Raw genomic sequence first — 19,771 nt, 5'->3', positions numbered from 1 at the left:
GTTTGTTGCAGGAGTGCATCGTGCGTAAGTTGACTCAACTGGTTCTGCTCACCGTCGCCATGGTGGCAACCCCGGCGTTTGCCGAGATGAAAGTGGCAGTACTGAACTATCAAATGGCCCTGCTTGAGTCCGATGCAGCGAAGAAGTACGCCGTGGATGCCGAGAAGAAGTTCGGTCCGCAGCTGAACAAGCTGAAGCAGCTCGAAACCGACGCCAAACGCATCCAGGACCGTCTGGTCAAGGACAGCGAGAAGATGCAGCAGGCCGAGCGCGAGCGTCTTGAGCTCGAGTTCAAGCAGAAAGCGCGTGACTTCCAGTTCCAGTCCAAGGAGCTGAACGAAGCCAAGGCCGTATCCGACCGTGACATGCTCAAGCAGCTCAAGCCGAAGCTGGACAAGGCTGTGGAAGAAGTCATCAAGGGCGGCAGCTTTGACCTGGTGCTGGAGCGCGGTGCGGTAATCGACGTCAAGCCGCAGTTCGACATCACCCGTCAGGTCATCGAGCGTATGAACAAGCTGCGCTGATCATGAGCGCAGTGCAGTTCACTCTCGGTCAATTGGCCGAGCGTCTCGGCGCCACCTTGCGTGGCGCTGCAGACAAAGCGATCAGTGGCCTGGCGACCTTGCAGGATGCCGGGCCCGATCAGCTCAGTTTTCTGGCCAATGCCCAGTACCGCAAATTTCTCGCCGAGACCCAGGCCGGTGCGCTGCTGCTGACCGCAGCGGATGCCCAAGGCTATGTCGGTGATGCGTTGCTGGTAGCCAATCCTTATCTGGCCTACGCCCAGCTTTCTCATCTGTTCGATCGCAAACCTGTGTCCGAGGTTGGTATTCATCCGACGGCCTGTGTTGCAGCGGATGCTTTCGTCGATGCGACTGCCAGCATTGGTGCCTATGCCGTGATCGAAAGCGGCGCGCAGATTGCTGCCGGCGTTACCGTTGGTGCGCAGTGCGTGGTCGGTGCGCGCAGTTCGATTGGTGAAGGTGGCTGGCTGGCGCCGCGGGTGACGCTGTACCACGACGTGACGATCGGCAAGCGCGTGGTCATCCAGTCCGGCGCGGTGCTCGGCGGTGAAGGCTTCGGCTTTGCCAACGAGAAGGGCGTCTGGCAGAAGATCGCGCAGATCGGTGGCGTGACCATCGGTGATGATGTCGAGATCGGTGCCAACACCACCATTGACCGCGGTGCCTTGGCGGACACGCAGATCGGCAACGGCGTAAAGCTCGATAACCAGATCATGATCGCGCACAACGTGCAGATCGGCGATCACACGGCTATGGCTGGTTGCGTCGGCATTTCCGGCAGCACCAAGATCGGCAAGCACTGCATGATTGCTGGCGGTGTCGGCATGGTTGGCCACATCGAGGTGTGCGACAACGTGTTCGTCACCGGGATGACCATGGTTACCCGCTCGATCACCGAGCCCGGCGCCTATTCTTCCGGCACCGCGATGCAAACCGCCGGCGACTGGAAGAAGAGCGCAGCGCGCATTCGCCAGCTCGACGACATGGCACGCCGCCTGCGCGACATGGAAAAGCGCCTCGCGGCAGTGACCCCGGGCGACGATGCCTCATCAGATGCCTGACCCGCGTCTGACGCACGCCCCTATTTTTTGAACAGGCTTCCTTGGAAATGATGGACATCAACGAAATTCGCGAATATCTGCCGCACCGCTACCCTTTTCTGTTGGTAGATCGGGTGGTTGACCTGGATGTTGAAGGCAAGACGATTCGCGCCTACAAGAATGTCAGCATCAACGAGCCGTTCTTCAATGGCCACTTCCCCGAACACCCGATCATGCCGGGCGTGCTGATCATCGAGGCGATGGCGCAGGCCGCCGGTATCCTCGGCTTCAAGATGCTCGACGTGAAGCCGGCTGATGGCACTCTTTACTATTTCGTCGGCTCGGACAAACTGCGCTTTCGTCAGCCGGTACTGCCGGGCGACCAGCTGGTGCTGGAGGCACGCTTCCTCAGCACCAAGCGCAGCATCTGGAAGTTCGAGTGCAAGGCCAGCGTCGACGGCAAGGAAGTCTGCTCTGCCGAAATCATCTGTGCGGAACGCAAACTATGAGTTTGATTGACCCTCGCGCCATCATCGATCCGTCAGCCAAGCTGGCGGATGACGTTCAGGTCGGCCCTTGGTCGATCGTTGGGCCGGATGTGGAAATCGCCGAGGGGACAATCGTGGGCCCGCACGTAATCATTCGTGGCCCCACACGCATCGGCAAGCACAACAAGATCTACCAGTTTTCCTCGGTCGGCGAAGACACGCCGGACCTCAAGTACAAGGGCGAGGCCACTCGCCTGGTGATCGGTGATCACAACGTCATCCGCGAAGGTGTGACCATTCACCGCGGCACCGTGCAGGACCGTTCGGAAACCACCATTGGCGATCACAACCTGCTGATGGCGTACGTCCATGTCGGTCACGACAGCGTGATCGGCAACAACTGCATTCTGGTCAACAACACCGCGCTGGCCGGCCACGTGCAAATGGACGACTGGGCGATCCTTTCCGGTTTCACCCTGGTTCATCAGTTCTGCCGCATCGGCGCCCACAGTTTTTCCGGTATGGGCACAGCGATCGGCAAGGACGTACCGGCCTATGTCACCGTCTTCGGCAACCCGGCCGAAGCGCGCAGCATGAACTTCGAGGGCATGCGCCGTCGTGGTTTCAGTGCTGAAGCCATCCAGTCCCTGCGCCGCGCCTACAAGGTGGTCTACCGCCAGGGGCTGACGGTGGACCAGGCGCTGGCCGAGCTGGCCGAATCCTCGGCGCAGTTTCCGGAAGTGGCGGTATTCCGCGACTCGATCCAGGCTTCGACCCGCGGCATCACCCGCTGAGCCATGGCCCGTCCTCTGCGAATCGCGCTGGTTGCCGGTGAAGCATCCGGCGATATCCTCGGCTCAGGCCTGATGCAGGCGCTCAAAGCCCGTCATCCTTCCATCGAATTCATCGGCATCGGCGGCCCGCGCATGCAGGCCGAAGGCCTGAGCAGCTACTTCCCCATGGAGCGCCTGTCGGTGATGGGCCTGGTCGAAGTGCTCGGCCGCCTGCCGGAGCTGCTGTCGCGGCGCAAGCGTCTGATCCGTACGCTGATTGCAGAGCGCCCCGACGTGTTCATCGGCATCGACGCCCCTGACTTCAACCTCGGCCTCGAGCTCAAGCTGCGTCAGGCCGGAATCAAGACCGTACATTACGTCAGCCCGTCCGTCTGGGCGTGGCGGCAGAAGCGGGTGCTGAAGATCCGCGACGCCTGCGACCTGATGCTGACCCTGTTCCCGTTCGAGGCACGTTTCTACCTGGAACATGACGTTCCGGTGCGTTTCGTCGGTCATCCGCTGGCCAATACCATCGAGCTGCGCGCCGACCGTCAGGCCGCGCGAGAAAGCCTCGGTCTGCCGGACGATGTCCCGGTGGTCGCATTGATGCCCGGCAGCCGTGGTGGCGAAGTGACGCGGCTTGGCGAGCTGTTCCTCGATGCCGCCGAGCGCCTGCGTGCATTGCGCCCTGGTGTGCATTTCGTCCTGCCCTGCGCCAGTGCCGAGCGCCGCGCACAGCTGGAACAGATGCTCGGCAGCCGCAGCCTGCCGCTGATGCTGCTCGATGGCCGCTCGCACGAGGCACTGGCTGCCTGCGATGCGGTGCTGATTGCCTCCGGCACCGCGACCCTCGAAGCCTTGCTCTTCAAGCGGCCGATGGTGGTGGCCTACCGCGTTGCACCGCTGACCTACCGGATTCTCAAACGCCTGGTGCACAGTCCGTACATTTCCCTGCCGAACCTGCTCGCCGAGCGCATGCTGGTGCCCGAGCTGATTCAGGATGCGGCGACCCCGGATGCTCTGGCGCAGACCCTGTCGCCGCTGCTCGATGGCGGGCAGATCCAGACCGAAGGTTTCGACGTGATTCACCGCGCGCTGCGCCACGATGCATCCGCGCAGGCCGCCGATGCCGTGCTGAAACTGGTAGGGGAAGCCTGATGCAGATGGGCCTGGACTTCAGCCTGGTCGAGGAGCTGGTCGCTGGTGTCGACGAAGTCGGTCGCGGCCCGTTGTGTGGCGCGGTGGTCACCGCCGCGGTGATCCTCGATCCGGCGCGGCCGATCCTCGGCCTCAATGATTCGAAGAAACTCACCGAAGCGCGCCGGGAAAAGCTCTTCGATGAGATCAAGGAAAAGGCGCTGGCCTGGTGCATCGCCCGTGCCGAGGTCGAGGAAATCGATCAACTGAACATCCTGCATGCCACCATGCTGGCCATGCAGCGCGCCGTCGAAGGCCTGCAGATCACGCCCAAGCTGGCGCTGATTGACGGCAACCGCTGCCCCAAGCTGGCAGTGCCCTGCGCGCCAGTGATCCAGGGCGACGCCCAGGTGCCGGCCATCGCCGCGGCATCGATCCTGGCCAAGGTCAGCCGCGACCGCGAGATGCTCGCGCTCGATGCGCAGTACCCTGGTTACGGCATTGCTGGCCACAAGGGCTACCCGACGCCCGTTCATCTGGAAGCGCTGAAGCGCCTGGGTGCCACGCCGATCCACCGGCGCTCGTTCGCACCGGTTCGCGCGGTGCTGGAAAAGGTCGAGTAATCACAGCGCAAGCTGTCGTTTGAGTCCTGGCCCGGTACAATCCGGGCCTTGTCGTTTTTTGTGTTCTGTACGGGATTGTCATGACCGCCACGTTCGTCCATTTGCGCCTGCATACCGAATTCTCCCTGGTCGACGGCCTGGTCCGGGTCAAACCGTTGATCAAGGCTGTGGCGGGTGCCGGCATGCCGGCGGTGGCGGTCACCGACATGAGCAACATGTGCTCGCTGGTGAAGTTCTACAAGGCGGCGCAGGGCGGCGGGATCAAGCCGATCTGTGGCGCCGACATCTGGCTGGCCAGCGACGACGAAGACGGCCCGCTGAGCCGTATGACCCTGCTGGCGATGAACGCCAAGGGCTATCGCAACCTCACCGAACTGGTCTCGCGCGGCTGGAGCGAAGGCCAGAGCAACGACATGGTGATCATCCAGCGCGACTGGGTGAAGGCGGCGGCCGAAGGGCTGATCGCCCTGTCCGGGGCCAAGGATGGCGAGATCGGCCAGGCCCTGCTGGGTGGTGAGCCTGGCCGCGCCGAAGCCCTGCTGGCCGAGTGGCAGTCGGTGTTCCCCGAGCGCTTCTATCTCGAGCTGCACCGCTGCGAGCGGGTCAACGACGAAGAACATGTGCATGCCGCCGTGGCCCTGGCCGAGCGCTGCGGTGCGGCGCTGGTGGCGACCAATGATGTGCGCTTCCTCAAGCAGGGTGACTTCGAGGCCCATGAGACCCGCGTGTGTATCGGCGAGGGGCGCGCGCTGGATGATCCACGGCGCTTGCGCAGCTACTCGGACCAGCAGTACCTGAAGTCGCCCGCGGAAATGGCTGAGCTGTTCAGCGACATTCCCGAGGCACTGGAAAACACCGTCGAGATCGCCAAGCGCTGCAACATCGAGGTGCAGCTGGGCAAGTACTTCCTGCCGGATTTCCCGGTGCCGGAAGGCATGACCATCGACGAGTACTTCCGCAAGGTGTCCTTCGACGGCCTGGAAGAGCGTCTGGCGGTGCTCTGGCCGAAAGAGACCACGCCCAATTACGAAGAGAAGCGTCAGGTCTACATCGACCGGCTGAATTTCGAGCTGGATATCATCATCCAGATGGGATTCCCCGGGTACTTCCTGATCGTTATGGACTTCATCCAGTGGGCCAAGAGCAATGGCGTGCCGGTCGGCCCGGGCCGGGGGTCGGGCGCCGGTTCGCTGGTGGCCTACGTGCAGAAGATTACCGACCTCGACCCGCTGGCCTATGACCTGCTGTTCGAGCGCTTCCTCAACCCCGAGCGCGTGTCCATGCCCGACTTCGACGTCGACTTCTGCATGGACGGCCGCGATCGGGTGATCGACTACGTGGCCGAGAAATACGGCCGCAACGCGGTGAGCCAGATCATCACCTTCGGCACCATGGCGGCCAAGGCGGTGGTGCGCGACGTGGCGCGGGTGCAGGGCAAGTCCTACGGCCTGGCCGATCGCCTGTCGAAGATGATTCCGTTCGAAGTCGGCATGACCCTGGAAAAGGCCTTCGAGATGGAGGAGCCGTTGCGCGACTTCCTCAAGACCGACGAAGAGGCCGCGGAAATCTGGGAGATGTCGCTCAAGCTCGAGGGCATCTGCCGTGGTACCGGCAAGCACGCCGGGGGCGTGGTCATCGCGCCGACCAAACTCACCGACTTCTCGCCGATCGCCTGCGATGACGAAGGCGGCGGCCTGGTCACCCAGTTCGACAAGGACGACGTGGAGGCGGCCGGCCTGGTCAAGTTCGACTTCCTCGGCCTGCGTACGCTGACCATCATCAAGTGGGCGCTGGAGACCATCCATCGCGAACAGCGGCGCAAGGGCGTGCCGGAAAAGGACCTGATCAACATCGACTTCATCCCGCTGGATGACAAGCCGACCTACGCCATGCTGCAGAAGGCCGAGACCACGGCCGTGTTCCAGCTCGAATCCCGCGGCATGAAAGAGCTGATCAAGAAGCTCAAGCCGGACTGCCTGGAGGACATGATCGCCCTCGTGGCGCTATTCCGCCCCGGTCCGTTGCAGTCGGGCATGGTGGACGACTTCATCAACCGCAAACACGGTCGCGAGCAGCTGTCCTACCCGCACCCGGATTACCAGTACGCAGGCCTGGAGCCGGTGCTCAAGCCCACCTACGGCATCATCCTGTACCAGGAACAGGTGATGCAGATCGCCCAGGTGATGGCGGGCTACACCCTCGGCGGCGCGGACATGCTGCGCCGGGCCATGGGTAAGAAGAAGCCCGAGGAGATGGCCAAGCAGCGCGGCGGTTTCATCGAAGGCTGCGCCGGCAACAACATCGACGCGAACCTTGCAGGCAACATCTTCGACCTGGTGGAAAAATTCGCCGGCTACGGGTTCAACAAGTCCCACTCTGCCGCCTACGGCCTGGTGTCGTACCAGACCGCCTGGCTCAAGGCGCACCATCCTTCGCCATTCATGGCCGCGGTGCTGTCGGCGGATATGCACAACACCGAGAAGGTCGTGACCCTGATCGAAGAGTGCCGCAACATGAAGCTGCGCATTCTGGCGCCGGACGTGAACAGCTCCGAGTTCAAGTTCGCCGTGGACGAGGAGGGCAACATCCTCTACGGCCTGGGGGCGATCAAGGGCGTGGGTGAGGGGCCGGTCGAGGCCATCGTCGAGTGCCGTCAGGAAGGGCCGTTCAAGGACCTGTTCGATTTCTGCTCGCGCGTCGACCTCAAGCGCATCAACAAGCGCACCCTGGAAGCGCTGATTCGTGGCGGCGCGCTGGATCGCCTGGGGCCGCACTTCTTCGACGAGGTAAAGGCCTACCAGGCCAACATCGACCAGAACCGTGCGGTGCTGCTGGCCGCGATGGAGGAGGCAGTTCAGGCGGCCGAGCAGGCCGCACGCAGCCATGACAGCGGTCACGCCGACCTCTTCGGCGGGCTGTTCTCCGAGCCCGAGGCGGATGTCTACGTCAACCACCGCAACGCCCGCGAACTGTCGCTGAAAGAGCGCCTCAAAGGCGAGAAGGACACCCTCGGCCTATACCTGACCGGCCACCCGATCGACGAGTACGAAGGCGAAGTGCGCCGTTTCGCCCGCCAGCGCATCATCGACCTGCGCCCGGCGCGCGAGTCGCAGACCATCGCCGGGCTGATCGTCAACCTGCGGGTGATGAAGAACAAGAAGGGCGACAAGATGGGCTTCATCACCCTCGACGACCGTTCCGGGCGTATCGAGGCCTCGCTGTTCGCCGATGCCTTCGCCAGCAACCAGGCCCTGCTGCAGAGCGATGCGCTGGTGGTGGTCGAGGGCGAGGTGAGCAACGATGACTTCTCCGGCGGTCTGCGGCTGCGCGCCAAGCGCGTGATGAGCCTGGAAGAGGCACGCACCGGCCTGGCCGAGAGCCTGCGCCTGCGCGTGGCGCGTGAGGCGCTACAGGGTGATCGCCTGCGCTGGCTGGCCGAGCTGTTCGCCAAGTACCGCGGCGCCTGTCCGCTGACGCTGGACTACAGCGGCAGCGATGCGCGGGCTTTGCTGCAGTTCGGCGAGCAGTGGCGCATCGACCCGGCGGATGGCTTGATCCAGGCGCTGCGTGACCAGTTCGGCCGCGACAACGTCTTCCTCCAATACCGCTGAGCGGCGGGCCACAGGCCTGCCCGCTCGGTCTCGACCCTGGACGCCTTATCCCTTATGGTAGGGCGCCAAACGGAACCAGCCGCCCGGCCGCATGGCCGCCGAAGCAAGACGGACGCCTATGAACCCGAACTTCCTCGATTTCGAACAGCCGATCGCCGACCTGCAAGCCAAGATCGAAGAATTGCGCTTGGTCGGTAACGACAATGCGCTGAACATCAGCGACGAAATTTCCCGTCTGCAGGACAAGAGCCGTTCCCTGACCGAAAGCATTTTCGGCAACCTCAGCAGCTGGCAGATCTCCCAGCTCTCGCGGCACCCGCGCCGCCCGTACACCCTGGATTACATCGAGCACATCTTCACCGAGTTCGACGAGCTGCATGGCGACCGTCACTTCTCCGACGATGCCGCGCTGGTCGGTGGTGTGGCCCGTCTCGCCGACGAGCCGGTGATGATCATCGGCCACCAGAAAGGCCGCGAAGTGCGCGAGAAGGTGCGCCGCAACTTCGGCATGCCGCGCCCCGAAGGCTACCGCAAGGCCTGCCGGCTGATGGAAATGGCCGAGCGCTTCAAGCTGCCGATCCTGACCTTTATCGACACCCCCGGTGCTTACCCGGGCATCGATGCCGAGGAACGCAACCAGAGCGAGGCCATCGCCTGGAACCTGCGCGTGATGTCGCGCCTGAAAACCCCGATCATCGCCACGGTGATCGGCGAGGGCGGTTCCGGTGGCGCGCTGGCCATCGGAGTCTGCGATCAGTTGAACATGCTGCAGTACTCCACCTACTCGGTGATCTCGCCGGAAGGCTGTGCCTCGATCCTGTGGAAGACCGCCGAGAAGGCGCCGGACGCCGCCGAGGCCATGGGCATCACCGCCGAGCGCCTGAAAGGCCTGGGCATCGTCGATCAGGTGATCGGCGAGCCGCTGGGTGGCGCTCACCGCGATCCGGCCACTGCCGCCGCTAGCATCCGCGAGAATCTGCTGACTCAGCTCAAGGGCCTGCGCGAACTGGAAACCGGTGCGCTGCTGGAGCGCCGTTACCAGCGCCTGATGAGCTACGGCATCGCCTGATTGCGTCGAGCGTTTCAGCACACGGGCCCTTCTGGGCCCGTTGCTGTTTTAACCGGTTGATATTTTAGCCGGGTGTTGTTTTAAGCTGGCGCCATGAGTGATCTCCTATCCCGACTGCTGAGCGCGCTGCAACCCTGGCGCCAGGCGCCTGCCTGGCGCATTGCGCTGTCCGGCGGACTGGATTCCAGCGTGCTGCTGCATCTGCTCGCCAGCCTGGCACGCCGGCACGCGTTGCCGCCCTTGTCGGCAATCCATGTGCACCATGGCTTGCAGGCGGTGGCGGACAGCTGGCCGGCGCATTGCCAGCGGTTGTGCGCGCAGCTCGGCGTGCCGCTGCAGATCGAGTACGTGCAGGTTGCAGGCGGTGCCAGTATCGAACGCGCCGCGCGTGAGGCGCGTTACGCGGCGTTCCGTCAGATCACGCAGGCCGGCGAGGTGCTGCTGCTGGCCCAGCACCGCGACGATCAGGCCGAGACGCTGTTGTTCCGTCTGCTGCGCGGCGCCGGTGTGCGTGGGTTGGCGGCAATGCCGCGACAGCGTGAGCTGGGGCAGGGTGTTCTACTGCGCCCATTGCTGGATGTACCTCGCGCCGAACTCGAGGCTTATGCCCAGGCGCATGAACTGGGATGGATCGAGGACCCTTCCAATACCGACATGCAGCTGTCGCGTAATTTTCTCCGTCACCAGGCGTTACCGCTGCTTGCCCGGTATTGGCCGCAAGCCTCGGCCAATCTGGCGCGCACGGCGGAACATCTGCGCGAAGCGCAGCAACTGCTCGATGAGCTGGCCCAGGCCGACCTCGCGACGGTCGCTGCGCCCAGCGAGTTTGCCTGGCTCGGCCTGCCGTCACTGGCGCTGGAGCAGTTGCGCGAGCTGTCGCCGGCCAGGCAGCGCAATGCCTTGCGCCATTGGCTGGCGCCACTCACGGAGTTGCCCAACAGCGACCACTGGGCCGGCTGGGGCGATCTGCGCGATGCGCAGTCGGACCGTGCGCCGATCTGGCGTCTCGCTCGCGGCGAGCTGCACCGCGCCGACGGACGGTTGTGGTGGCTCGGCGGCGAATGGCTGCAGCCGGTCAGCGAGCCCGTAATGTGGGTCGACCTTGCTCTGCCACTGGCGCTTCCAGGCAATGGTCGGTTGCACCTGCAGGGTCAGCTTCCAGATAGCGTGGTGCAGGTGCGTTATCGCCAGGGCGGCGAGGTGATGGTGTTGCCGCAGCGGGGCCATCGGGACCTCAAGCGCCTGCTCAACGAGCGGCGCATCCCCGCGTTTGTGCGCGCGCGTCTGCCCCTGCTCTACGTGGATGACCAACTGCTGGCCGTGGCCAATCTGCCGGGGCTGGACGGTGTGCAGGTTGGCGAATGGCAGCTGCGCTGGTCGCCACCGACGAACGACCAAGGTTTGAGCTGAAAGGGCCTTTCCGGTAGACTACGCTCCCGTCTTGTTACTGCTTCTGCGGATTCCCCCGGAACCCGTGGCGGCATGCTTATTTCAGGTTGGCCAGGTGTGCCGGCCTGCGCTTTCACCCCGGCGGCGCTGACCGCTTGAACGCAGACTTCTAGGATTTTTCATGACGCGCTACATCTTCGTCACGGGTGGTGTTGTTTCTTCATTGGGGAAAGGCATCGCCTCGGCATCACTGGCGGCCATCCTGGAGGCGCGGGGCCTGAAGGTCACCATGCTCAAACTGGACCCCTACATTAACGTCGATCCGGGCACCATGAGCCCGTTCCAGCACGGCGAGGTGTTCGTCACCCACGACGGCGCCGAGACCGACCTCGACCTGGGCCACTATGAGCGGTTCATCCGCACCACGATGACCCAGAACAACAACTTCACCACCGGCCGCGTCTATGAAGACGTGCTGCGCCGCGAGCGCCGTGGTGATTACTTGGGTGCGACCATCCAGGTCATTCCGCACATCACCGACGAGATCAAGCGCCGCATCATCAAGGGTGCCGGCGACGCTGACGTGGCGATGGTCGAGATCGGCGGCACGGTTGGCGACATCGAGTCTCAGCCGTTCCTCGAAGCGATCCGCCAGCTGCGTGTCGAAGTCGGCGCCAAGCGCGCGATGCTGATGCACCTGACCCTGGTGCCGTACATCGCCACTGCGGGCGAGACCAAGACCAAGCCGACCCAGCACTCGGTGAAAGAGCTGCGCTCTATCGGCCTGCAGCCGGACGTGCTGATCTGCCGCTCCGACCATGAAGTCGACCTGTCCTCGCGGCGCAAGATCGCCCTGTTCACCAACGTCGAAGAGCGTGCGGTGATCGGTCTGGAAGACGTCGATACCATCTACAAGATTCCGTCGGTGCTGCACGCACAGGGCCTGGACGACTTCGTCGTCGAGCGCTTTGCCCTGCAGTGCGGCCCGGCCGACCTCTCCGAGTGGGATCGCGTGGTCGATGCCAAGCTGAACCCGGAGAAGGAAGTCACCATCGCCATGGTCGGCAAGTACATGGAGCTGCTGGACGCGTACAAGTCGCTGATCGAAGCGATGAGTCACGCCGGTATCCAGAACCGCACCAAGGTCAACCTGCGCTACATCGACTCCGAAGACATCGAGAACCAGGGCGTGTCCCTGCTCGAAGGCGTCGACGCCATCCTGGTCCCGGGCGGCTTCGGCCTGCGCGGCGTAGAAGGCAAGATCAAGACCGTGCAATACGCCCGCGAGAACAAGATCCCGTACCTGGGTATCTGCCTCGGCATGCAGGTCGCGGTGATCGAGTACGCCCGTAATGTGCTGGGCTGGAAAGACGCCAACTCCACCGAGTTCGACCAGAACAGCGGTCACCCGGTGGTTGGTCTGATCACCGAATGGCAGGACGCCACCGGCGCCACCGAAGTGCGCACCGACGCCTCCGACCTCGGCGGCACCATGCGTCTGGGGGCGCAGGACTGCCAGCTGGAAGCCGGTTCGCTGGTGCGTGGCTGCTACGAGAAGGATGTCATCGTCGAGCGCCACCGCCACCGTTACGAAGTGAACAACAACCTGCTGCCGCAGCTGATCGAGGCGGGCCTGAAGATTTCCGGCCGCTCCGGCGACGGCGCTTTGGTCGAAGTGGTCGAGGCGCCGGATCATCCGTGGTTCGTCGCCTGTCAGTTCCACCCGGAATTCACCTCCACCCCGCGTGACGGTCATCCGCTGTTCAGTGGTTTCGTCAATGCGGCACTGGCCCAGAAGGCGCGCAAGGCATGACCCAGAAGATCATCCGTGTCGGCGACATCGAGATCGCCAACGACAAGCCCTTCGTGCTGTTCGGTGGCATCAACGTCCTCGAGTCGCGCGACCTGGCCATGCAGGCCTGCGAAGAATACGTGCGCGTGACCGAGAAGCTCGGCATTCCCTACGTGTTCAAGGCCAGCTTCGACAAGGCCAACCGTTCCTCCGTCACCTCCTTCCGCGGCCCAGGCCTGGAAGAGGGGCTGAAGATCTTTGAAGACGTGAAGAAGGCTTTCGGCGTGCCGGTGATCACCGATGTCCACGAGCCGTACCAGGCCGCGCCGGTGGCCGAGGTCTGCGACATCATCCAGCTGCCGGCCTTCCTCTCGCGGCAGACCGACCTGGTGGTGGCGATGGCCAAGACCAACGCCGTGATCAACATCAAGAAGGCCCAGTTCCTCGCGCCGCAGGAGATGAAGCACATCCTGACCAAATGCGAAGAAGCGGGTAACGACCAGTTGATTCTCTGCGAGCGCGGTTCCTCCTTCGGTTACAACAACCTGGTAGTGGACATGCTCGGCTTCGGCATCATGAAGCAGTTCAACTACCCGGTGTTTTTCGACGTCACCCACGCCCTGCAGATGCCGGGCGGCCGTTCTGATTCTGCTGGCGGCCGTCGTGCCCAGGTCACCGACCTGGCCAAGGCCGGCATGAGCCAGGGCCTGGCGGGTCTGTTCCTCGAGGCCCACCCGGACCCGAACAACGCCAAGTGCGATGGCCCGTGCGCGTTGCGTCTGGACAAGCTGGAACCCTTCCTCACCCAGCTCAAGCAGCTGGATGACCTGATCAAGAGCTTTGCGCCAATCGAGACTGCTTAAGGAGCGCCGCTCAGGGTCTACTACGGCCTTGAGCGGTTTCCACGTCTCTGGAACTGCATCTTTCAACTGTTGGAGCTAACAAGAATGGCAAAAATCGTCGACATCAAGGGCCGTGAGGTTCTCGACTCCCGTGGCAACCCCACTGTAGAAGCCGATGTAATCCTCGAAAACGGCATCATCGGCAGCGCCTGTGCGCCGTCCGGTGCTTCCACCGGTTCGCGCGAAGCGCTCGAACTGCGTGATGGCGACAAGAGCCGTTACCTAGGCAAGGGCGTGTTGAAAGCCGTGGCCAACATCAATGGCCCGATTCGCGACCTGCTGCTGGGCAAAGACGCCCGTGAGCAGAAAGCCCTCGACCTGGCCATGATCGACCTGGACGGCACCGAGAACAAAGGCAAGCTGGGCGCCAACGCCATCCTCGCCGTGTCCCTGGCCGCCGCCAAGGCTGCCGCTCAGGCCAAGGGCGTGCCGCTGTACGCGCACATCGCCGACCTCAATGGCACGCCGGGTCAGTACTCCATGCCGGTGCCGATGATGAACATCATCAACGGCGGCGAGCACGCCGATAACAACGTCGACATCCAGGAGTTCATGGTTCAGCCGGTTGGCGCCAAGACCTTCTCCGACGCGCTGCGCATGGGCACCGAGATCTTCCATCACCTGAAAGCCGTGCTGAAGGCCCGTGGCCTGAGCACGTCCGTCGGTGACGAAGGTGGCTTCGCGCCGAACCTGACCTCCAACGAAGACGCCCTGGCCGCTATCGCCGAAGCCGTGGCCAATGCCGGCTACAAACTGGGTACTGACGTGACCCTGGCCCTGGACTGCGCCTCTTCCGAGTTCTTCGAAGACGGCAAGTACGACCTGGCCGGTGAAGGCAAGGTGTTCGACGCCGCCGGTTTTGCCGACTACCTGGCCGGCCTGACCGAGCGCTACCCGATCATCTCCATCGAAGACGGCATGGACGAGTCCGACTGGGCTGGCTGGAAAGTCCTCACCGACAAGATCGGCGAGAAGGTGCAACTGGTGGGCGACGACCTGTTCGTGACCAACACCAAGATCCTCAAGCGTGGCATCGATGAGTCCATCGGTAACTCGATCCTGATCAAGTTCAACCAGATCGGTTCGCTGACCGAAACCCTGGAAGCCATCCAGATGGCCAAGGCCGCCGGCTACACCGCCGTGATCTCGCACCGTTCCGGTGAAACCGAAGACAGCACCATCGCCGACCTGGCCGTGGGCACCGCTGCTGGCCAGATCAAGACCGGCTCCCTGTGCCGCTCCGACCGCGTGTCCAAGTACAACCAGCTGCTGCGCATCGAAGAGCAACTGGCTGGCAAGGCACCGTACAAGGGCCGCGCCGAGTTCCGCGGCTGAGAACGCGCTCGGCGTCGACTGCGCGCCGGACCTGCTGCCCTGCGGGGCAGGGCTCCGGCTCGCAAGGCGTCGAACAGGTTCCACGCAATGGTGCCAGCCCGACCGGGGATTCGTCGCTGACGTTTTCACTGGCCGGGTAAAGAATGGTAAAAGGGCAGCGCAAGCTGCCCTTTGTATATGGTTTCCCTGATGGCTAAAGCCCCCTACTGGTTGTTCGTCGTACTGGTGCTGGTTCTTTCCGGCCTGCAGTACCGCTTGTGGGTGGGTGACGGAAGCCTGGCCCAGGTGACCGACCTGAAGCGGCAAATTGCCGAACAGGCGGGCGAGAACGAGCGTCTGCTGGAGCGCAACCAGATCCTCGAAGCCGAGGTGATGGAGCTGAAGAAGGGCACCGAGACCGTCGAGGAGCGTGCCCGTCACGAACTCGGTATGGTCAAAGAGGGCGAGACCCTCTATCAGTTGGCCGAATGAGCGCGGCAGTCCTGCCGGCGTTCTGGGTGATCATCCCGGCGGCCGGAATCGGCTCGCGCATGCGTGCCGACCGTCCCAAGCAATACCTCGAACTGGCCGGGCGCACCTTGCTCGAGCACACCCTCGACTGCTTTCTCGACCACCCCCGGCTCAAGGGCCTGGTGCTGCCGCTGGCGGCAGACGACCCGTGGTGGCCGGCGTTGCCGGTGGCGGGCGATGCACGCGTTCGTCGCGTCGAGGGCGGCAGCGAGCGTGCCGACTCGGTGCTCAACGGGTTACTGCACCTGCTCGAGCTGGGCGCCAAGGCCGATGACTGGGTGCTGGTGCACGACGCCGCGCGGCCGAACCTGGCGCGCGCCGATCTCGATCAGCTGCTCGCCGAGCTGGCCGACGACCCGGTTGGCGGCCTGCTCGCCGTACCGGCGCGCGACACCCTCAAACGCGTGGGCGCCGATGGGCGTGTGGCAGAGACCGTCGACCGCAGCGTGATCTGGCAGGCGTTTACCCCGCAGATGTTTCGTTTCTCCGCCTTGCACCGGGCCCTGGCCGACGCGCTGGTCGCGGGCGTGGCGGTGACCGACGAAGCTTCGGCGATGGAGTGGGCAGGGCTGTTCCCGCGCCTGATCGAGGGGCGCGCGGACAACCTCAAGGTGACCCGCCCGGAAGACCTCGACTGGCTTCGCCAGCGCTGGGCGCACAAGGGCTAGCAATGCCTAGGGTGGGGTCACGCTTTGTCGACCCAGCAAGCGTGTCTTCATGACACGTAACTCACCGCCAGCCGGATGATGACATGCGCGCCAGCTACCGGTGCGCACGGCGCAGCCTGTGTGTGGTTGTTCGTCTGTGATCGGGTGGGATGGCGATGGGGCAGGGCGCCCCATCGCCGTGGGTTCACACGCGGAACTGGTTGATCAGCCGGCGCTGCTGTTCGGCCAGCTTGGTCAACTCGGCGCTGGCCGCGCTGGCCTCGTCGGCACCGCCGGCCACTTCCGCGGCAACCTGGCCGATGTTGGTGACGTTGCGGTTGATGTCCTCGGCCACCGCGCTCTGCTCCTCGGCCGCACTGGCGATCTGCGTGTTCATGTCGTTGATCACCGACACCGCCTGGGTGATCGCCTCCAGCGCCTCGGCCGCGGCTGCGGCCTGCTGCACGCTGTCGTCGGTCTTGGTCTGGCTGTGCTCCATGACATTGACCACTTCGCGCGTGCCGCTCTGCAGTTGCTGGATCATCGACTGGATTTCTTCGGTGGCCTGCTGGGTCTTCTGCGCCAGGTTGCGCACCTCGTCGGCGACCACGGCAAAACCGCGGCCCTGCTCGCCGGCACGGGCGGCCTCGATGGCGGCGTTGAGCGCGAGCAGGTTGGTCTGCTCGGCAATGCCGCGAATGGCCACGAGGATGGCGTTGATGTTCTCGCTGTCCTTGGCCAGGGTCTGCACGACGCCCACGGCACGGCCGATTTCGGTGGCCAGCACGGCGATCGCGTTGGAGGTGTTCTGCACGATGCGCTTGCCGTCGTTGGCCGAGCGGTCGGCGTGGTTGGCGGCCTCGGCAGCGTGGGTGGCGTTGCGCGCCACGTCCTGTGCGGTGGCGGTCATCTCGTGCACGGCGGTGGCGACCTGATCGATCTCGGCCATCTGCCGCTGCACGCCCTGGTTGGTGCGGATGGCGATGTCGGCGGTGTGCTCGGAGGAGTCACTGACCTTTTGCACCGAGCTGACCACGTCGCGGATCATCACCTGCAGCTTGTTGAGGAAGGTGTTGAAGCCACTGGCGATCTGCCCGAGTTCGTCGACGCGGTTGACCTCCAGACGCTTGGTCAGGTCGCCGTCACCCTTGGCGATGTCGTCGAGCATGGCGACCATCTGTTTCAGCGGGCGGGCGATGCCGAAACCGACGAACCACACCACGATCAGACCAAGCCCGGCGATCAGCAGGCCGACCACGGTCATGCCGAAGATATCGGTGTCGTGCTGGCTGCGCAGCTCTTCCTGCAAGGTCAGCAGCTCGGCATACACGGCGCTCTGCGGCAGGTGCATGACCAGCGTCCAGCGGGTCGGCGTGTTGGCCACGGAGAAGGGCAGCAGCAGCTGGATCTGCCCGTTGGCGTCGTCGGTGCTGAGGTGTGCCTTGCCCAGCTGCAGCTGTTTCAGGTCACCGAGACCGCTGAAGGTCTGTGCGCTCGGTTCACCGAGCTTGCTGGCGTCCTTGGTGTAGGCGACCAGGCGATCGTTGGTGGAGATCAGCGCCATCTCGCCGGCGCCGTCGTACAGCTCGGCGTCGGCTTTGCTCAGCAGCTGCTGGACGAAGTCCACCGCGAGATCGGCACCGACCACGCCACGGAACTGGCCATTGACCAGGATCGGCACGTTGAAGGAGGCCATCATCACCATCTTGCCGCCCATTTCGTAGGGTGCCGGGTCGATGATGCAGATGCTCTTGGTCTCGCGCGGGCACAGGTAGTACTCGCCGGCACGCACGCCGGTGGGCAGGCGCTTCTCGTTTTCCATGTCCGAGCCCAGCGGTTCGGCCGTCGGCGTGCCATCCGCCTTGCGGTACCACCAGGGCATAAAGCGCCCCGATTCGTCGTAGGCGTTCTCGGTCTGGCCGGCGTAGAGGTCGTCGTCCTGGTCGAAGGCATTCGGCTCCCAGCCGATGTAGGCGTCAATCAGCCTGGGGTTCTTCACCACCACGTTGCGCAGCAGGTTCGACAGCTCTTCGCGGCTGGCACCGATCAGCGCATTGCCGTTGGCGTCGGTTTCGCCCATCAGGGCGTTGGTCTGGGCCAGGTTGCCGGCGACGATCAGCGGGTATTCCAGCTCACGCTGGATCTGGCTGACCTGGGCTTCGGCCAGGGTGACCAGACGGTCCTTGATCATCTGCTCGAGCAGGCCGCGCGTGCTGTCCTCGACCATCGCCTGGGTGCGCGCCCCGGAAAACAGCGAGTACAGCACCAGCGCCACAACCACGGCCAGGACACTGGCACCGGCCAGTGCCGCGACGGAAAACTGGATGGACTTGAATCGCATAGGGGCTCCACATCATTGGGTTGTGCCTGTCCCTGGCTTTATCGGCAGATGAATGGCAAAGCATTAGCCCGCGCAAGGTGCCTTTGCAAGGCCCTGTCGGGCATAAGCGCACGCCTCGCCGGGCGTGTTGTCTGTAGCAAAGATGGCGATTGGCCAGAGTGCAAGTGAGGTTGTCGCCGCGCAGGCGCCGGCCTAGCATACGGCCCCGATTCGAGCGTCGTCGCGGTTGCGGCGAGCCCCTTCACCGATCTAGGAGCAATGGCATGAATAATCTGTTTCGTCTGTCGGCCTTGGCAGTCTGCTGCGCCCTGGCGGCGTGCCAGGCGGTGAATACCACCAGTGGCGGCGCGGTGGGCGTGGAGCGCAAGCAGTACATGTTCAGCATGCTGTCGACCGACCAGGTCAATCAGATGTATGCGCAGTCCTACCAGCAGACCCTGAGCGAAGCGTCGGGCAAGGGCGTGCTGGACAAGAGCAGCGCCAACGCCAAGCGCCTGCAGGCCATCGCCGCGCGGCTGATCAAGCAGGCCCCGGTGTTCCGCGCCGATGCCGCGCAGTGGCCGTGGGAGGTCAACCTGATCGACAGCGAGGAGCTGAATGCCAACTGCGGGCCCGGCGGCAAGATCATCTTCTACAGCGGCCTGATCGAGAAGCTGCAGCTCAGCGACGACGAGATTGCCGCGGTCATGGGCCACGAGATCGCCCACGCCCTGCGCGAGCACAGCCGCGAAGCCATGTCCAAGGCCTATGGCATCGAGGTGGCGAAGCAGGGCGCCGGTGCGCTGCTCGGCCTCGGTGAGAACAGCATGGTGCTGGCCGACACTGCAGTGCAGTACGGCATGACCCTGCCCAACAGCCGTGGCAACGAGAACGAGGCAGACATCATCGGCCTGGAGCTGTCGGCGCGTGCCGGTTACAACCCGAACGCGGCGGTCGGCCTGTGGCAGAAGATGAGCAAGGCCGGTGGCGGCTCGCAGCCGGAATTCATGAGCACGCACCCGGCGTCGAGCAATCGCATCGCCTCGCTGCAGGCGGCGATCCCCAAGGTGATGCCGCTGTACGAGCAGGCCAAGGGCCAGCGCTGAGCGCAGCGGCACCTGAGGGTATCGGGTTAAGGCAGGGCTTTTTCGGCGTAGGGGCGGGTTTCCAGGCCGAGCTGGGCGCGGAAGCTTTCCATGTCGAACATGGTGCAGATCTCGCGGATCTCGCCAGCGGGCGTGAGGGTCCAGAAGGCCATGGCCGAGATGCTGAGGACCTTGTCGCTGGGCGGGTAGCCCAGCGCAGGTTTCTGGATGGTGCCGATCAGGGTGCTCCAGGTCACCACCTTCTGCCCTTCGGCGATGCACTCTTCGAGCACCACTTCCAGGTCCGGCATGGCCTGGCGGATTTCCCGCACCATGCCGGTGAAGGCCGCACTGCCCAGGGGGCGGCCGACGAAGGAACTCTTGTAGAGAAAGTCGGCGCTGTGCAGCTGTTCGGCCAGGGCCAGGTGGCCTTTGTTCCAGCTCAGCTCGATGTGCTGACGCACCCGTTTCTTCATCTCATCCAGTGACATCTACTACTCCTTGGTCGGGCTGGACTGGCATCGTG

At 63.9% G+C, this 19,771-nt stretch carries 17 protein-coding genes and 1 pseudogene; 15 read left to right on the top strand and 3 right to left on the bottom strand.

Annotated elements, in window-relative coordinates; translation table 11 throughout:
- Positions 1-20: 20 nt before the first annotated feature.
- From IB229_RS18655 to ispD, 14 genes are all read left to right on the top strand, one after another.
- On the top strand, positions 21-524 hold the full coding sequence (locus IB229_RS18655) for an OmpH family outer membrane protein (RefSeq protein WP_192331396.1): 504 nt from the start codon (positions 21-23) through the stop codon (positions 522-524).
- A 2-nt stretch (positions 525-526) separates the two neighbouring features.
- Positions 527-1,585 (top strand): UDP-3-O-(3-hydroxymyristoyl)glucosamine N-acyltransferase, encoded by a 1,059-nt coding sequence (gene lpxD / locus IB229_RS18650; protein WP_225579177.1) that lies wholly within the window; start codon positions 527-529, stop codon positions 1,583-1,585.
- 47 nt (positions 1,586-1,632) lie between these two features.
- Positions 1,633-2,073 (top strand): 3-hydroxyacyl-ACP dehydratase FabZ, encoded by a 441-nt coding sequence (fabZ, locus tag IB229_RS18645; RefSeq protein WP_192331395.1) that lies wholly within the window; start codon positions 1,633-1,635, stop codon positions 2,071-2,073.
- Positions 2,070-2,846, top strand: coding sequence for an acyl-ACP--UDP-N-acetylglucosamine O-acyltransferase (gene lpxA / locus IB229_RS18640; protein WP_192331394.1), 777 nt, complete (start codon positions 2,070-2,072; stop codon positions 2,844-2,846). The genes fabZ and lpxA overlap by 4 nt, the downstream gene beginning before the upstream one ends.
- Positions 2,847-2,849: 3 nt before the next feature.
- Complete coding sequence (gene lpxB / locus IB229_RS18635) at positions 2,850-3,983, top strand: lipid-A-disaccharide synthase (protein WP_192331393.1); 1,134 nt, start codon at positions 2,850-2,852, stop codon at positions 3,981-3,983.
- Complete coding sequence (gene rnhB, locus IB229_RS18630; RefSeq protein ID WP_192331392.1) at positions 3,983-4,585, top strand: ribonuclease HII; 603 nt, start codon at positions 3,983-3,985, stop codon at positions 4,583-4,585. The genes lpxB and rnhB overlap by 1 nt, the downstream gene beginning before the upstream one ends.
- An 80-nt stretch (positions 4,586-4,665) precedes the next feature.
- On the top strand, positions 4,666-8,196 hold the full coding sequence (dnaE, locus tag IB229_RS18625) for a DNA polymerase III subunit alpha (protein ID WP_192331391.1): 3,531 nt from the start codon (positions 4,666-4,668) through the stop codon (positions 8,194-8,196).
- 118 nt (positions 8,197-8,314) lie between these two features.
- Positions 8,315-9,265 carry an acetyl-CoA carboxylase carboxyl transferase subunit alpha gene (accA, locus tag IB229_RS18620; RefSeq protein WP_192331390.1) on the top strand — a complete coding sequence of 317 codons (951 nt, stop codon included), beginning with the start codon at positions 8,315-8,317 and terminating at the stop codon, positions 9,263-9,265.
- 93 nt (positions 9,266-9,358) lie between these two features.
- The gene (gene tilS / locus IB229_RS18615) at positions 9,359-10,675 is read left to right on the top strand and encodes a tRNA lysidine(34) synthetase TilS (RefSeq protein WP_192331389.1); all 1,317 of its coding nucleotides are present in this window, start codon (positions 9,359-9,361) and stop codon (positions 10,673-10,675) included.
- A 160-nt stretch (positions 10,676-10,835) separates the two neighbouring features.
- The gene (locus tag IB229_RS18610) at positions 10,836-12,467 is read left to right on the top strand and encodes a CTP synthase (RefSeq protein ID WP_192331388.1); all 1,632 of its coding nucleotides are present in this window, start codon (positions 10,836-10,838) and stop codon (positions 12,465-12,467) included.
- The gene (kdsA, locus tag IB229_RS18605; RefSeq protein ID WP_192331387.1) at positions 12,464-13,309 is read left to right on the top strand and encodes a 3-deoxy-8-phosphooctulonate synthase; all 846 of its coding nucleotides are present in this window, start codon (positions 12,464-12,466) and stop codon (positions 13,307-13,309) included. The genes IB229_RS18610 and kdsA overlap by 4 nt, the downstream gene beginning before the upstream one ends.
- Positions 13,310-13,393: 84 nt before the next feature.
- The gene (eno, locus tag IB229_RS18600; RefSeq protein ID WP_192331386.1) at positions 13,394-14,683 is read left to right on the top strand and encodes a phosphopyruvate hydratase; all 1,290 of its coding nucleotides are present in this window, start codon (positions 13,394-13,396) and stop codon (positions 14,681-14,683) included.
- Between the two features lie 189 nt (positions 14,684-14,872).
- Positions 14,873-15,154 carry a cell division protein FtsB gene (ftsB, locus tag IB229_RS18595; RefSeq protein WP_412547797.1) on the top strand — a complete coding sequence of 94 codons (282 nt, stop codon included), beginning with the start codon at positions 14,873-14,875 and terminating at the stop codon, positions 15,152-15,154.
- Complete coding sequence (gene ispD / locus IB229_RS18590) at positions 15,151-15,861, top strand: 2-C-methyl-D-erythritol 4-phosphate cytidylyltransferase (protein WP_192331385.1); 711 nt, start codon at positions 15,151-15,153, stop codon at positions 15,859-15,861. The genes ftsB and ispD overlap by 4 nt, the downstream gene beginning before the upstream one ends.
- Positions 15,862-16,045: 184 nt before the next feature.
- Here ispD and IB229_RS22360 read toward each other — a convergent pair whose 3' ends face one another.
- Positions 16,046-16,789, bottom strand: a complete 744-nt coding sequence (locus tag IB229_RS22360) for a methyl-accepting chemotaxis protein (RefSeq protein WP_412547807.1) — start codon at positions 16,787-16,789, stop codon at positions 16,046-16,048.
- Positions 16,790-16,903: 114 nt separating this feature from the next.
- Positions 16,904-17,104, bottom strand: a pseudogene (locus tag IB229_RS22355) (HAMP domain-containing protein); the annotation flags it as partial.
- Positions 17,105-18,444: 1,340 nt separating this feature from the next.
- On the opposite strand from IB229_RS22355, the gene IB229_RS18580 reads away from it, so the two are divergent.
- Positions 18,445-19,266: a M48 family metallopeptidase gene (locus IB229_RS18580; protein ID WP_192331383.1), complete on the top strand. Its 822-nt coding sequence runs from the start codon at positions 18,445-18,447 to the stop codon at positions 19,264-19,266.
- A gap of 26 nt (positions 19,267-19,292) precedes the next feature.
- Here the strand turns inward: IB229_RS18580 and IB229_RS18575 are convergent, their stop codons facing one another.
- Complete coding sequence (locus IB229_RS18575) at positions 19,293-19,736, bottom strand: ester cyclase (protein WP_192331382.1); 444 nt, start codon at positions 19,734-19,736, stop codon at positions 19,293-19,295.
- Positions 19,737-19,771: the final 35 nt, after the last annotated feature.

Source organism: Pseudomonas sp. PDM14 (genome assembly GCF_014851905.1).
Classification (GTDB): Bacteria; Pseudomonadota; Gammaproteobacteria; order Pseudomonadales; family Pseudomonadaceae; genus Aquipseudomonas.
This window is presented reverse-complemented; position numbering and strand designations above follow the sequence as displayed.